The sequence below is a fragment of the Gordonia metallireducens genome (genome assembly GCF_021245825.1).
Lineage (GTDB): Bacteria > Actinomycetota > Actinomycetes > Mycobacteriales > Mycobacteriaceae > Gordonia > Gordonia namibiensis.
Genome location: NZ_JAJQJP010000022.1, coordinates 64,927 through 78,258 on the forward strand (window position 1 = coordinate 64,927; position 13,332 = coordinate 78,258).

Annotated in this window: 13 protein-coding genes; 9 read left to right on the forward strand and 4 right to left on the reverse strand. The window is 67.3% G+C overall.

The features are described from left to right. Positions 1 to 23 precede the first annotated feature (23 nt). The 3 genes from LQD00_RS07225 (at position 24) to LQD00_RS07235 (ending at position 2,327) form a co-directional block, all read left to right on the forward strand. Positions 24 to 1,070 carry an aldo/keto reductase gene (locus LQD00_RS07225; protein WP_232716423.1) on the forward strand — a complete coding sequence of 349 codons (1,047 nt, stop codon included), beginning with the start codon at positions 24 to 26 and terminating at the stop codon, positions 1,068 to 1,070. Between the two features lie 101 nt (positions 1,071 to 1,171). Then, a complete protein-coding gene (locus LQD00_RS07230; RefSeq protein WP_232716424.1) occupies positions 1,172 to 1,696 on the forward strand; it encodes a methylated-DNA--[protein]-cysteine S-methyltransferase in 525 nt (174 codons plus the stop codon). A gap of 73 nt (positions 1,697 to 1,769) precedes the next feature. Then, positions 1,770 to 2,327 (forward strand): LppP/LprE family lipoprotein, encoded by a 558-nt coding sequence (locus tag LQD00_RS07235; RefSeq protein WP_232716425.1) that lies wholly within the window; start codon positions 1,770 to 1,772, stop codon positions 2,325 to 2,327. A 9-nt stretch (positions 2,328 to 2,336) separates the two neighbouring features. On the opposite strand, the gene LQD00_RS07240 is transcribed toward LQD00_RS07235, so the two are convergent. Genes LQD00_RS07240 through LQD00_RS07255 form a run of 4 tightly spaced genes read right to left on the reverse strand, consistent with a single transcriptional unit; the run spans position 2,337 to position 7,679 of the window. Next, positions 2,337 to 4,058: a dipeptide ABC transporter ATP-binding protein gene (locus LQD00_RS07240; protein WP_232716427.1), complete on the reverse strand. Its 1,722-nt coding sequence runs from the start codon at positions 4,056 to 4,058 to the stop codon at positions 2,337 to 2,339. Beyond that, positions 4,055 to 4,996, reverse strand: coding sequence for an ABC transporter permease (locus LQD00_RS07245; RefSeq protein ID WP_232716429.1), 942 nt, complete (start codon positions 4,994 to 4,996; stop codon positions 4,055 to 4,057). The genes LQD00_RS07240 and LQD00_RS07245 overlap by 4 nt, the downstream gene beginning before the upstream one ends. After that, positions 4,993 to 6,015, reverse strand: a complete 1,023-nt coding sequence (locus LQD00_RS07250) for an ABC transporter permease (RefSeq protein WP_232716431.1) — start codon at positions 6,013 to 6,015, stop codon at positions 4,993 to 4,995. The genes LQD00_RS07245 and LQD00_RS07250 overlap by 4 nt, the downstream gene beginning before the upstream one ends. Further along, positions 6,012 to 7,679, reverse strand: coding sequence for an ABC transporter substrate-binding protein (locus tag LQD00_RS07255; protein WP_232716433.1), 1,668 nt, complete (start codon positions 7,677 to 7,679; stop codon positions 6,012 to 6,014). Before LQD00_RS07255 ends, LQD00_RS07250 begins: the two co-directional genes overlap by 4 nt. Before the next feature lie 231 nt (positions 7,680 to 7,910). On the opposite strand from LQD00_RS07255, the gene LQD00_RS07260 reads away from it, so the two are divergent. From LQD00_RS07260 to LQD00_RS07285, 6 genes are all read left to right on the forward strand, one after another. Then, positions 7,911 to 9,293, forward strand: a complete 1,383-nt coding sequence (locus LQD00_RS07260; RefSeq protein ID WP_232716435.1) for an LLM class flavin-dependent oxidoreductase — start codon at positions 7,911 to 7,913, stop codon at positions 9,291 to 9,293. Beyond that, complete coding sequence (locus LQD00_RS07265) at positions 9,290 to 10,501, forward strand: acyl-CoA dehydrogenase family protein (RefSeq protein WP_232716437.1); 1,212 nt, start codon at positions 9,290 to 9,292, stop codon at positions 10,499 to 10,501. The genes LQD00_RS07260 and LQD00_RS07265 overlap by 4 nt, the downstream gene beginning before the upstream one ends. Positions 10,502 to 10,871: 370 nt before the next feature. Further along, positions 10,872 to 11,447, forward strand: coding sequence for a recombinase family protein (locus LQD00_RS07270; protein ID WP_232716473.1), 576 nt, complete (start codon positions 10,872 to 10,874; stop codon positions 11,445 to 11,447). Continuing rightward, on the forward strand, positions 11,444 to 11,746 hold the full coding sequence (locus LQD00_RS07275; RefSeq protein WP_232716439.1) for a hypothetical protein: 303 nt from the start codon (positions 11,444 to 11,446) through the stop codon (positions 11,744 to 11,746). The genes LQD00_RS07270 and LQD00_RS07275 overlap by 4 nt, the downstream gene beginning before the upstream one ends. Positions 11,747 to 11,769: 23 nt before the next feature. Further along, complete coding sequence (locus LQD00_RS07280; RefSeq protein ID WP_232716441.1) at positions 11,770 to 12,057, forward strand: cupin domain-containing protein; 288 nt, start codon at positions 11,770 to 11,772, stop codon at positions 12,055 to 12,057. A gap of 97 nt (positions 12,058 to 12,154) precedes the next feature. Continuing rightward, on the forward strand, positions 12,155 to 13,243 hold the full coding sequence (locus tag LQD00_RS07285) for an ATP-binding protein (protein WP_232716475.1): 1,089 nt from the start codon (positions 12,155 to 12,157) through the stop codon (positions 13,241 to 13,243). Positions 13,244 to 13,332: the final 89 nt, after the last annotated feature.

Consider the following 13,332-nt stretch of genomic DNA (forward strand, 5'->3'; position numbering starts at 1 on the left):
ACCCACCCTTCAGGGAGAGTCTCATGCAATACCGCCCACTCGGCCGGACCGGGATCAAGGTCAGCCCCTACGCGCTCGGCACGTTGTTACTCGGCGCGTCAATGGGAAACGCCGACCACGACGAGTCGGTCCGCCTCATCCACACCGCCCTGGACGCCGGCATCAACTTCGTCGACACCGCGGACGCCTACTCGCTGCCGCCGCATGGCGCGTCTGAGGTCGTCGTCGGCAAGGCGCTCCGCGGTCGCCGTGACAACGTGGTGCTGGCAACGAAATTCAGTCGCCCGATGGGTGACGACCCGAACCGTCGGGGCGCCTCACGTCGGTGGATCGTGACCGCGGTGGAAGAGTCCCTGCGTCGCCTCCAGACCGACTACATCGACCTGTACCAGGTCCACCTCCCCGACCCCGACACCGATCCGGAGGAGACCCTCTCCGCCCTCACCGACCTGATGAGCAGCGGCAAGATCCGCGCCATCGGTTCCTCCAACACGCCGGTCTCGGACATCGTCGACCAGCAGTGGATCGCCGATCGACACGGCCTGCGCCGGTTCCGCACCGAGCAGGCACCGTATTCACTCCTCAACCGGGGCATCGAGACCGAAGTACTGCCGACCGCGCAACGTTTCGGCATGGGCGTCATCGCCTGGGGCCCGCTCGGCCAGGGGATGCTCACCGGCCGGGTCCGCCGCGGGCAGACGAACGACCTGGTCCGCTCCGGCATGATCAAGGCCCTCGACGACGAGAACCGGCTCGACGCGGTCGAGGAACTCGCCGCGCTGGCGGCGGAATCGGGTATTCCGATGACGCACATGGCGATGTCATTCGCCATCACCCACCCCGGTATCACCAGCGCCCTGATCGGGCCGCGCACGATCCCGCAGCTCGAAGACCTTCTCAAAGGGCTCGACGCCGCGCTGCCCGACGATGTTCTCGACCGCATCGACGAGATCGTCCCGCCGGGAACGGACATCGGCCGACTCGATCAGACCTACCTACCCCCGGCCATCCTCGACCCAGCCCTGAGACGTCGTCCTGTCCACGCTCGTGCCGGTCGCACTGCCGCCTGATCCGAACCGGTCTCGCGGCCCGGTGTCTCCACCACCAGGGTGTCAGACCGTGCCGCTACCGTGGTGACACCGGACCCCCCGCACGAGCGACAGAGACGCCGATGACCGCAGCACACGATCCAGATGCCGAGACGACGAGCACCGTTCCCATCTCGACACCGGTCGGGCGGCTACTGATCACCGGAGACGACGCCTCGATCGTCCGCGTCGCCTGGAGCGACGAGGACGCACAGTCCGATCTCTCGTCCGCGAAACCGGTTGTCGCAGAAGCGGTACGCCAGCTCCACGCCTACTTCGACGGTTCGTTGACGACGTTCGATCTCCCGATCGAACTCTCCGGGGTGTCCGCATCGGCCCGGGCGGTCCTGACCGCCCTGCACCGCGACGTTCCGTTCGGCGCAACTGTCACCTACGGGCAACTCGCGACGATGAGTGGGACCGGCATCCCGGCGCGCAGCGTCGGCTCGATCATGGGCGTCAACCCGACTCCCCTGCTGATCCCCTGCCACCGCGTCGTCGCAGGTGACGGCCTGGGCGGATTCTCCGGCGGCCTCCCCGGTGAAGGTCTGGCGACCAAACGGTGGCTCCTCGAGTTCGAAGGTGCGCTCCCGCCGACGTTGTTCTGATCTGGGGGCAGAGCCCTCTCGATCTTGTTAGCGTCCCCGCAGGGGCACCTTCAGGGACGAACCGAGGAGACTCATGCGGACCAGACGATCACGCGTCGCCACTTCTCTCATCGCCACCGCGTGCGCTGTCGTCACCGCACTAGGCGTCGCCACACCCACGGCAACCGCCTCCCCGAGCACGCCGCATCAGGCGGCCACCACTTCGGGCAACGGGCTCTGTCTGGACCTCGGCTCACCGGAGGCCAAACGCGCACTCCGGGTGATCGGCCCGCCTTTCCGCGGTAGCGATGCGACGTGGGTCGCGCGGAAGGGGCCGTTGAGCCGATCGCTCAACCGCACGCCCAACTGCCCGCCCCTGCTGTGGGCCGTCTTCGACACCTCACGCGGAACCGTGTCCTCCCCGGTCGCCGTTCTGCTGTTCCGGCCTGGCAAGTTCCTGGGCCTGACGACCAAGCCCACCGGATACACCCGGGTCACCGGTTCGACGCCGGTGAGCGTCACCGTCGCCTACCGGTGGCCGCGCGGCACCGATGCGAACGCGAACCCGTCGGGTGGCCCGGTGTCGTCGATCTTCGTGCCGATCTTCGACCGCGTCTACCGGTTCGGGGACCTTCCGCCCGGAGTGCACTGACCGGGAGGCTCACAAGATGCGCTCCCCGGCCCCGATCGTCGGGACCGCGGCAAGCAGTTCACGCGTGTAGGGATGCTCCGGGTCACCGAAAACGCGGTCGGCCTCGCCGTACTCGACGACCTCTCCCCCGCGCATGACCAGGATGTCGTCGGCGACGTGGTGGATGACGCCGAGATCGTGCGAGATGAAGACCAGCGAGACACCGGTTTCCACCTGCAGCATTGCGAGCAGGTCGAGGATGCGGGCCTGGATGGAGACGTCGAGAGCCGACACGGGCTCGTCGCACACGATCACCGACGGTTCCGGCGCCAGCGCGCGGGCGATGGCGACTCGCTGGCGCTGTCCGCCGGACAGGTGCAGCGGGTGACGCCGGCGGAACGCATCCGACAGTCCGACGCTGTCGAGCAGCTCGGAGATGCGGTCGTCGACCGCTGTGCCGTGCAGGTTCCTCGAACGCAGACTGTCGCGCAGGATGCGTTCGACGTTCCACCGGGGATCGAAGGAGCTGAGCGGGTCCTGGTAGATGACGGAGATCTGGTGACGGTTCGCGCGTCGTTCGACATCGGACAGTTCGCTCCACGGGCGCCCGTTCAACTCGACGGTCCCCGAATCCGGGTCGGTGAGCCCGAGGACCATGCGGGCCGTCGTCGTCTTACCCGACCCGGATTCGCCGACGATGCCGAGTGTCTTGCCGGGTAGGACGTCGAAACTGACGCCGCGCACTGCCGGCCGCGCCGTCTTGTCCTTGCCGTGGAACGACTTCCGGAGATCCTGGACACGCAACGCGGGGGGCGCCTCGGCACTCGACGGCACCAGGGTTTCCGGGAGCGTCTCGCCACTGGTCAGGAGCGTGCCCTTGGAGGTTCGCGACGGCACCGACGCCAGCAGGCTCTTCGTGTAGTCGTGCGTCGGGTTGCGCAGCACGTCGTCGGTGGACCCGTACTCGACGATCTCCCCGTGCCGCATCACCGCGACGCGGTCGGCGAGACGCGCGACGACCGCGAGGTCGTGGGAGATCAGGATGACCCCGTTGCCGCGGTCCTTGGCCTCGCCGAGGACGTCGAGGATCTGGGCCTGGACGGTGGCGTCCAGGGCCGTGGTCGGTTCGTCGGCGATGAGTAGCTTCGGGTCCTGGGCGAGGGCCGAGGCGATCAGTGCCCGCTGGCGAAGACCCCCGGAGAGTTCGTGCGGGCGTTGCGCCGCTCGGACACCGGGCTCGGGGACCCCGACCAGTGTCAGCAGTTCGACGATCTTCTCCTCACGTTCGGCACGCCGGAGTGGTGATCGGCGCCGGAAGACCCCGCCGCCACGACTATCGGGGTGGGCGGTCAGGGCCTCCCCGATCTCGCTTCCGACGGTGCGCAGTTGGTCCAGCGAGACCAGGGCGTCCTGGAGGACGAATCCGATGTCCCGGCCGCGTAGCCGCCGCCAGTCGCGGTCTTTGTACCCGAGGAGCGACCGACCGTCGAAAGCGATGGTCTCGGCGCTGATCCGGGCCCCCTCACCGGTGAGTCCGATGAGCGTGCGGGCGGTGACAGACTTCCCTGACCCGGATTCGCCGACGATCGCGAGGCATTCGCCCGCGTTCACCGAGAAGGAGACGCCTTTGACCACCTCGCGGCCGCCGAAGGCCACGTGCAGGTCGCGGATCTCGGCAAGCGGGGTTGTGGAGTCGTCGGTGCCGGCGGAGTCGACGCTCCGGTCCTCGAGGGGAGTCGCAACTGCGGTCATCGGGTGGTTCCTTCCAGACGGGCGCCGAGGTGGCGTCCCACGGTGGTGAATGCCAGGGCGGTGATCACGATGACGAGGCCCGGGAAGATCTCGAGCCACCAGGCCACGGTGATGTAGGTGCGTCCGGCGTCGAGCAGGGCACCCCACTCGGGTGACGGAGGTGCGACGCCGAGACCGAGATAGGCCAACCCCGAGGCCCAGATGATCGCCTGACCGACACCCAATGTCGCGGTGACGATCATCGGTCGTAGTGCATTGGGAGCGATGTGCTGCACGAGGATTCGCGTCCGCGAATGCCCGAGCGCCGTCGCCGCCTCGATGTAGGCAGCATTGCGGACGGTCAGGACCTGGCCGCGGATGATGCGTGCATAGCCCGGGGCGATACCGATCCCGATCGCGAAGATCAGCGTATACGGGCCGGGCCCGAACACCGAGGTCAGAAGGAGCCCGAGCAGGATCGTCGGGAAGGCGAACAGGACATCGATCCAGCGATTGGCCAGGGCCTGCGCGATCCGTCCCGACAGGCCGGCCGTGATTCCCAGCGCCACGGCGAGGACCAGTGCCACCGCCACCGCGCCGAGCCCGATGGCGAGGGACTGTTTGGTGCCGAAGATGATGCGACTCAGCAGGTCTCGACCGGACAGGTCGGTACCGAACGGATGTGCCCACGTCGGGGGCGACAGCGTCGCGTCGAGGTCGATGGCGAGCGGGTCGTACGGCGCGATCAGCCCGGGCACGACGGCCGCCAGGAGCAACAGGACGAGCACGCCGAGCGCGGCGATCAGGGTGGGTGGCAGCGCCCACGGCCGGCGGGAGGTCTCCGGTAGCGCGGTGACCGTGCTCCGTGACGTCTTGATGGATCGGTGTTTCTCGGAAGACGACGTGTGGGACGACGTCGTGTCGGGTGCCGTCCCGGTGGACGGTTTCTGGATGGTCACGGGACCTCGATCCGGGGGTCGATGACGGTGTAGAGGAAGTCGACCAGCAGGTTGGCGACGGTGTAGATCGCGGCGACGAGCACGACGATGCCGCTGACCAGTGGCACGTCACGGGAGCCGGCCGCTGCGACGAGGGTCTGTCCGATACCCGCACGGGCGAACACGGTCTCGGCGATCACCGCACCGGAGAGCAGCGCACCCATGGCCCAACCGGAGACCGTGACGGCGGGAATGACCGAGTGCCGCAGCACATGTCGAGCACGCACCGAGAGGTCGCCGAGGCCACGGCTCCGCGCGGTGAGAACGAACGGCTGGTCGAGTGCGCGGGCGAACTCGTCGCGGGCGATGCTGCCGAGGAATCCGGCCAACGGAATCGCGAGCGTGAGCACCGGCAGGACCAGTCCGCGCAGCGAGTCACCGCTCTCGACCGGGAACCAGGCCAGGTTGATCGCGAAGACCACCAGCAGAATCGAACCCAGCCAGTACTGCGGGAGCCCGGCGCTCACGGTCTCGAGCAGGGCGCCGAGCGCTCCGCCCGGACCGCGGCGGCCGGCGGTCAGCGTCGTGGTCACCAGGACCAGCAGCCAGGCCACGATCAGCGCGCTGATGGTCAGCACCAGAGTGGGTCCGAGCTGGGCGGCGATCACCTCGGTGACCGGTTCACTCAACTGGTACGACGTCCCGAGGTCGCCGCGCAGCAGACCCTGCAGGTAGTGCAGGTACTGCTGCCAGATCGAATCGGTGAACCCGAACTGGTCGTTGACCGGGCCCAGCTCGTCGGGAGTGCGTTCGCGGCTCTCCCCCGACGACAGGTTCAGCAGCAGCGTCGCGCGGTCGCCGGGCGCGAGCACCTGCAGGAGGAAGGTGATCGTCGCGGCAGCCCACAGTACGAACACGGCCGAGCCTAGTTTGCCGAGCCATCGCAGCCAGGCCGCGGAACCCCCGCGGCGTCGACTCCGGGTCGGCTCGGTCGCCGACTCCGGGTCGATGATCGTCGTCTTGTCGACCTGGATCGTCATCGCACAAACCTCGCATCCGCGAACACCGGTTCACCCTGGGATTTCTCGACCCACACGTCGTGCAGCCTGGGGTTGGCCGCGATCGAGGTCGTCTGTGTGTAGAGGCCGATCGACAGAGCCTGGTCGCCGATCAGTTTCTGGGCCTTGCTGTAGAACTCGCGCTGCTCTGCCGGGTCCGCCGAACTGTTGGCCTTCTCGATGAATCCCTGCAGGACCGGGTCGTTGTAGTACGCCGTGTTGTGCGGGTTCGGCGAGTCCTCCAGCCGCTGACGCCAGTTGATGTGGAGTAGCCCCGGGGTCGGACTCGTCCAGTAGCCGACGTAGGCGTCGTAGGTGGGCGCCTTGGCGTAGTTGCCGCCGAAGTACTCGCTCTGCGTCGCCGGGACGAGTTCGATGTCGAAACCGACGTCGCGCGCCTGGTAGGCGATGTTCTGCAGGATCGCCGCCCCCTCGGGTCCGACGATGGCGTCGGCGGCGTACACCACGCGGGCGGTGAGACGCCGACCGTCCTTGGTGCGGATGCCGTCGGAGTCGCGGGCAGTCCAGCCGGCCTCGTCTAGCAGTGCATTCGCCTTGTCCGGATTCCGGACGTAGGCCCCGGCGGCCGGGTCGTAGTCAGGAGTGCTCTGACTCAGCGCGCCGTTCGAGTTGAACGGCACGACGCCGAGAAATGCTGTCTCGACTGCCTTCTCGCGGTCGGCCGAGTAGGCGAACGCCTGACGCACCCGGACGTCGTCGAATGGTGCGTGGTCGACGTTGAGAGTGATCGCGTTGGGTCGTCCCGGCGTCACGTACTGCCTGGTCTGGAACCGTGTCGTCGCGTCGGCCCAGTTGATGGCCGGGACGTTGTAGATGACGTCGGATGATCCGCTGGTCAGCGAGCCGTACCGCAGCACCGGGTCCTTGAGGAACTTCCAGATCACCTTGTCGACATAGGCGGGTCCCTGGTGTTTCGCGTTGGCCGGCGCCGAGTTGTAGTCCGGGTTCCGCACGAAGGTGATGCTGCGGTTGCGATCCCAGCGCTCGATGATGAACGGTCCGGACCCGACCGGTTTCGAGCAGTTCTCCTTCTTCCCCCGCGCGAGAGCGGTCGGCGACTGAATCCCGAAGTAACCCTGGGTCAGAACCGTCAGAAGCGGGCTGTACGGCTGCTTCAGGTGCAGGGCGTAGGTGTTGCGATCGAGAACCTCGCCGCCGGCGTAGTACTGCCCGATGTAGGCCATCACCGTTCCGTTGGGGGCGTCCGGATCGAGGTACTTGTCGAAGTTGGTCTTCACCGCGGTCGCGTCGAGATCGGTTCCGTCGCTGAACTTCACACCGGGCTTGAGATGGAAGGTGTAGGTCTTGCGATCCGGGGAGATCTCCCAACTCGTCGCCAGCCACGGCACCGGCGTCCCGTCGTCGTCGAGCGAGACGAGGTTGTCGAGATATTGCCGTGCGAGGTAGGCGTTCTGCACCCAACCGCCATGGATGCACGGCGGTTCCTGCTCGTGTCCATACTCGATGACGCCGCCGTCGAGGTAATCGCCGGCCGCTGCGGGAACACCCGTCGACGTACCGTCTCCGGTGGCCGGGCGATCGCCGCACGCCGACAGCAGCGCAGCGGCCGACAGGCCGACTGCCAGTAGGGCTCGAGTCCGTCTGGAACGGACAGATCTGAACACGCCAGGTACTCCTCGATATCGAGAGTCGTGAATCGACAGTGGTGGAAAGCCGATTGAACAAGTTCGGACCGCGGGATCGGCGGGTCGGCGCCGATGTCGCGACACACTGAAACGGCAGCGGTGACCCGCGGTCAGCTCGTACGGTAATGATCGGCGGCGTCGGCGTCAGTCTTTGGATTCACCCTGAGCACAACGACGCACGGGACGAGGGGCGAAAGTACCGTCGTCCGGGTGTCAGAGCCAGAACCCTTGCGTTTCGCAGCATTCGTGATGAACACGACGTCCCACATCCTGCACGGGGCATGGCGTGCTCCCGATGCGCGACAGACGGACTTCAACTCCCTCCAGCACTGGATCGACCTCGCAAAGACGTTGGAAGAGGCCAGATTCGACTTCATCTTCTTCGCCGACGTCGTCGGACTCTACGACGACTACCAGGGCGACTGGAAGAAGTTCGTCGACACCGGCCTGCAGATCCCGAGCAACGATCCGCTGGTTCTCGCCTCCGCGCTCGCATCGCACACCGAGAACCTGGGCATCGCGATCACCAGCTCGATTCTGCAGGAACATCCCTTCGACTTCGCCCGCAAGATCTCCACACTCGATCACGCCTCCAACGGGCGCATCGCGTGGAACATCGTCACCAGCCTGTCCCAGAATGCTTGGCGCAACTTCGGATACGACGGCATCACTGCCCACGACGATCGCTACGCGTGGGCCGAGGAGTACGTCGACGTCGTCTACAAACTCTGGGAGGGCAGCTGGGATGACGGCGCCCTGATCCAGGACAAGGTCCGCGGCATCCACGCCGATTTCGACAAGGTGCACAAGATCCATCACGTCGGCGACCGGTACCGCGTCGAGGGTCCGCACCTGGTGGCCCCCTCGCCGCAGCGCACACCGGTGCTGTTCCAGGCCGGTTCCTCGCCCACGGGCCGACGGTTCGCCGCCCGCAATGCCGAGGCGCAGTTCATCGTGTCGCCCACGCCGCAGGCGGCGAAGGGCCTCGTCGACGACACCCGCCGTCTGGCCACCGCGGCCGGCCGCGATCCGCAGGACATCCAGTTCTTCCAGGGACTCTCCTTCGTCATCGGCAGCACCGAGGAGGAGGCGCGGCGGAAGGCTGCCGAGCTCGACGAGTACATCGATCCGAGCACGATCATCGCCCACTCGGCGGGTGGTCTGGGGTTCGATCTCGGGTTCTACGACCTCGACACCCCGATCGGCGAGATCAAGACCGAAGGCACGCAGAGCACCCTGCTGTGGCTGCGCGAGGCCGTGCCCGACCGTGAGCCGACCGTCCGTGACCTGGCCGAACTGCGCAGCCGCAGTGGACGCGTCGTCGGCACGCCGGAGCAGATCGCCGATCGCCTCGCCGAGTGGCGCGACGCGGGTGTCGGTGGCATCAACGTCATCAACGCGACGATCCCGAACAGCTACATCGAGTTCGCCGAGCACGTCCTGCCGGTATTGCGTGAGCGCGGACTGGCGCAGCACGAGTACGCGCCGGGCACCAGCCGGCGCAAGCTGACCGGCCGGGACACCCTTCCGGATTCACATCCCGCCGCGGCCTACCGGGGCGCGTTCGCGGAGAAGGTCGAGGTACCGGCATGAGCGTCCTGACCCGTGTGGTCTCCGATCGTTCCACGATCCTGGCCGAGATCGCCGCCGAGGCCGCCGCGCGCGAACTGACCGGCGTCGACCCGCACGCCCAGGTACGTCTGCTGAGTGAATCCGGTTACACCGCGCTGACTCTCGACGACGCATCTGGCCCCGGTGCCGGTGCGCCCGAGCTGTTTGAATTCCTCATCGACCTCGCCCGCGCCGATCCGATCGTCGCCCACATCCTGCGGGCACACTTCTGGTTCGTCGAACAGATCCGCCGACTCCCCCGAGGACCCGTCCGCGACCGCTGGGTCGCCGAGATCGCGGCGGGAAAAGTGTTCGGCAACGCGACCAGTGAACGCACCGGAAACGCCGGCTCGCTCTCCTTCCGGACCGAACTGCGTGCCGTCGACGGCGGATGGGTGCTGACCGGGGCCAAGTTCTACAGCACCGGCACCGCATTCTCGGACTACGTGTCGGTGACCGCGACGGTACGCGGAGGCCGGTTCGACGGCCGGGTCGACGGCCGGGTCGCTCGAATCGTCCTGCCCGTCGGCCGCGACGGGGTCACCATCGTCGACGACTGGGACGGGATCGGCCAGAACCGCACCGGTACCGGAACCACCACCCTGGACAGTGTCCGGGTGACCGCCGACGACGTCCTGGCCTTCACCGACCCCGCGTCGACCGCCGCGGTTGCCAACGACGGACCGTTCCTGCAGCTCTACCTACAGGCGCTGATCACCGGAATCCTCTTGTCGGTCGGCGATGATGCGACCGCACTCCTGCGGTCACGGACACGGACCTTCGACCACGCTCCCGCCGAGTCACCGCGTCACGACCCCGTGCTGCTCGGCACCGTCGGTGAGATCGACGCTGCCGCCCACGTCGCGCGAGCGGCAGTCCTCGACGCCGCACGGACCATCGAGGAGGCGTTCGCGCCGGCACGCAGCGGCGTCATCGAGACGGATCTGTTCGTCAAGGCGTCCATCGCAGCAGCACGGGTGAAGGTCCACGTCGACCGCGTCGGACTGCGTGCCGCCGCCGACCTGTTCGACGTCGGCGGCGCGTCGTCGGCCAGCCGGGCCAAGAACCTGGACCGCCACTTGCGCAACATCCGCACCGTCACGCTCCACAACCCGACGTCGTACAAGGCGATCGCCCTCGGCGACCTGCTCGTCAACGACACTCCCCTCCCGGCGAACGGTTACTTCTGACCCCTCGCTCCCTGAGGTGTGAGGAGCGACAGCGACGCTCCCCTCGCTCCCTGAGGTGTGAGGAGCGATAGCGACGAACCACGAAGGGCCTGGCGACATTCCGTCGCCAGGCCCTTCGTGCTGCGTTACCGGATGAGTTCGATCCGGTTGTGTTCTGTGTCGGCAACCGGGACAGAACGCAATCCGGCGCGCCGGAAGGTCTCGAAACTTATGAGACCCTGTTTTGAGACTTCAGATCTCGAAAGTCCGCTATATTCTGGAATTCCCGCAGAATTCGTCTCGAATCTCGGGCGCGTCTCAGAATCTGTATCGATACTTTTGAGATAGAGTCCTCCTCGTGACGGACGAAGCGAGAGGTGGCGCACCGGGGATGTCCCTCGGATACGCGCGCGAGACCCCGGGAGCGCATGCTCTCGGACCACAGATCGATGCACTGACCGAGGCGGGGGTGGATCCGGGTCGGATCTACACCGATGCCGCCGACCGGACGCAGCCCGCGGACCGTCGGGCGGGGATGGTCGCCTTACTCGACTACGCGCGAGCCGGCGACACGACGGTGGTCGTGGGCATCGACCGACTGGGCCGTAACATCCGCGAGGTCATGGCCATCACACGGGAACTCGCGAAACGACGGATCGGTCTCCGTTCGTTGCGCGAGGGCATCGACACCGATGATCCGACCGGCGCGATGGTCGTCGGCGTGCTGGCGTCATTGGCCGAACTCGACGACCCCTCCCCCGCACTCAGCTCGGCGAGGCCACTGACCACGACCCACCGGCGATCGGCGTCGACGGTCGGCCGACCCCGCGTCCTCGACGACGAGCAGGTGCTCCGCGCCGAACAGATGCGCGCCGCAGGTGAATCCGTGCCGCGGATCGCCCAGGCGCTGGGGGTCAGCCGGGCAACGCTCTACCGCACCCTCGCCGAAAGGCGTACGGTCCGTTGACGAATCACGAGAACGATCTCCCCGACCTCGACATCGTCACCGAGTACGGCGTCGTCACCCGGCTACCCACCTCCTTCCCGATCTACGATGCCGACCTCGACGAGCACCTCGATCCCGACCTGTTCCAGAAGGGGTTCGAGGATGCGGAGGCCGCGTTGTGCGCGCTCCCGGCACCGTGGGCGCGTCAGCTCGCGTCGTCGACACTCGCCTGCCCGCCGGACCCGGACGACGAGGAGCCCAGCTACACCCGCGGTTACCGCGCTGCGCTGTACGGGCACCTGCGTCACGCCGGCAAGTGACCATCGACAACACGGAGGACGCCATGAGCACGGGTTCGCACGGCGAGGTGCAGCAGGACGACGGCCGGTTCCGGGTCACCCGGTGGACGATCGAGCCGGGTGGAGCCATTCCCATGCACCGGCATGAGCACGATTACGTCGTGGTGCCGCTGGTCGACGACACGATGTACGCCGTCGCACCGGACGGTTCGGAGATCGCCGCGGAACTCCGGATCGGCGAGAGCTACACCCGAAGCGCCGGTGTCGAACACCGCGTAGAGAACCGGGATTCGACGAACACCATCGTCTTCGTCGAGGTCGAACGGATCTGACCGCCGTCCGGACGTGAATCCGGCACACGTCGTGCGGCGCTTCGGGTCGATGCCAAGTCCGTCCACGCCGTATTCTTCAGGCGTGGTTCAGCTGACAGTGGGAAGTCATCGCGACGACGCGACGTCTGACGTCGTCCTCTCCGCGCACAAGTTCAACCGGCACACCTTCTGGTGCGGCCAGAGCGGTTCGGGGAAGACCTACGCGCTCGGGGTGGTGCTGGAGCAGTTGCTGCTGAACACGCGGCTGCCGCTGCTCATCCTGGACCCGAACGCCGACTTCACCCGGCTTCCGGAGACGCGGGACACCACCGACCCCGAGCTCGCCGCGGCCATCGCCGCATCCGACATCCAGGTGTTGCATTCGACCCGACGCGATCTCCCGCAGTTACGGGCGCGGTTCACCGATCTGCCGCTGACCGCGAAGGCCGCCGTCCTGCAGTTGGATCCGATCGCCGACGCCGACGAGTACAACGTCCTGCTGCACGCCGACGCCACCCTCAGCGGAGGCGGCGCCGACGACATACCCGACCAGGACAGCTACATCTCGGCGCTACGCGCATCCGACGAGCCCGGTCACCAGCGACTGGCCAAGCGGATCGAGAATCTCCAGGTCCTCGACTGGGATCTGTGGGCCCGAGGCGAGGTCGCCGCCACCGACATCATCGACGACCGCCCCCAGGCCACTGTGCTCGATCTGGGCGGGTTCGCCCACCCGGCAGAACCCAAGGTCGCGGCGCTCTCCGTGCTCGAACACCTGTGGGCGCACCGCGAGGAGCGGCGGCCCGTCCTCATCGTGATCGACGAGGCCCACAACATCTGCCCACCCGTCGCCACCAGCGCGGTCGAGCAGGCCCTCATCGACCGCGTCGTGCAGATCGCGGCCGAGGGACGCAAGTTCGGACTCTGGCTCCTTCTGTCGACGCAACGCCCGACGAAGATCCACCCCAACGTGCTGTCCCAGTGCGACAACCTGTGCCTGATGCGGATGAACGCGCCGCGCGATCTGGCCGAACTCGCCGACACCTTCGGCTTCGTCGGCGAACACATGCTGGCCGAGTCGCCCGACTTCCGCCAGGGCGAGGCCCTCTTCGCGGGCGGGTTCATCGCCACACCCACCTTCACCCGAATGGGCGCGCGGATCACCGAGGAAGGCGGCGCCGACGTCGGGGTGCCGCTGCTCGCCTGAGCCGCCCCGGTATCGGCACCTCGGAGGGGATACGCGTTCGGAGCCGGATCCCGGGTTGTGGCACAGCCGTTGCCCCGGCCGCCGGGCAG

Bases quoted from the DNA above. Each gene is read 5' to 3' on its own strand.
- LQD00_RS07250 (WP_232716431.1), bottom strand. From the start codon at position 6,015: ATGACGATCCAGGTCGACAAGACGACGATCATCGACCCGGAGTCGGCG.
- LQD00_RS07225 (WP_232716423.1), top strand. From the start codon at position 24: ATGCAATACCGCCCACTCGGCCGGACCGGGATCAAGGTCAGCCCCTAC.
- LQD00_RS07265 (WP_232716437.1), top strand. From the start codon at position 9,290: ATGAGCGTCCTGACCCGTGTGGTCTCCGATCGTTCCACGATCCTGGCC.
- LQD00_RS07230 (WP_232716424.1), top strand. From the start codon at position 1,172: ATGACCGCAGCACACGATCCAGATGCCGAGACGACGAGCACCGTTCCC.
- LQD00_RS07270 (WP_232716473.1), top strand. From the start codon at position 10,872: ATGTCCCTCGGATACGCGCGCGAGACCCCGGGAGCGCATGCTCTCGGA.
- LQD00_RS07280 (WP_232716441.1), top strand. From the start codon at position 11,770: ATGAGCACGGGTTCGCACGGCGAGGTGCAGCAGGACGACGGCCGGTTC.
- LQD00_RS07240 (WP_232716427.1), bottom strand. From the start codon at position 4,058: ATGACCGCAGTTGCGACTCCCCTCGAGGACCGGAGCGTCGACTCCGCC.
- LQD00_RS07235 (WP_232716425.1), top strand. From the start codon at position 1,770: ATGCGGACCAGACGATCACGCGTCGCCACTTCTCTCATCGCCACCGCG.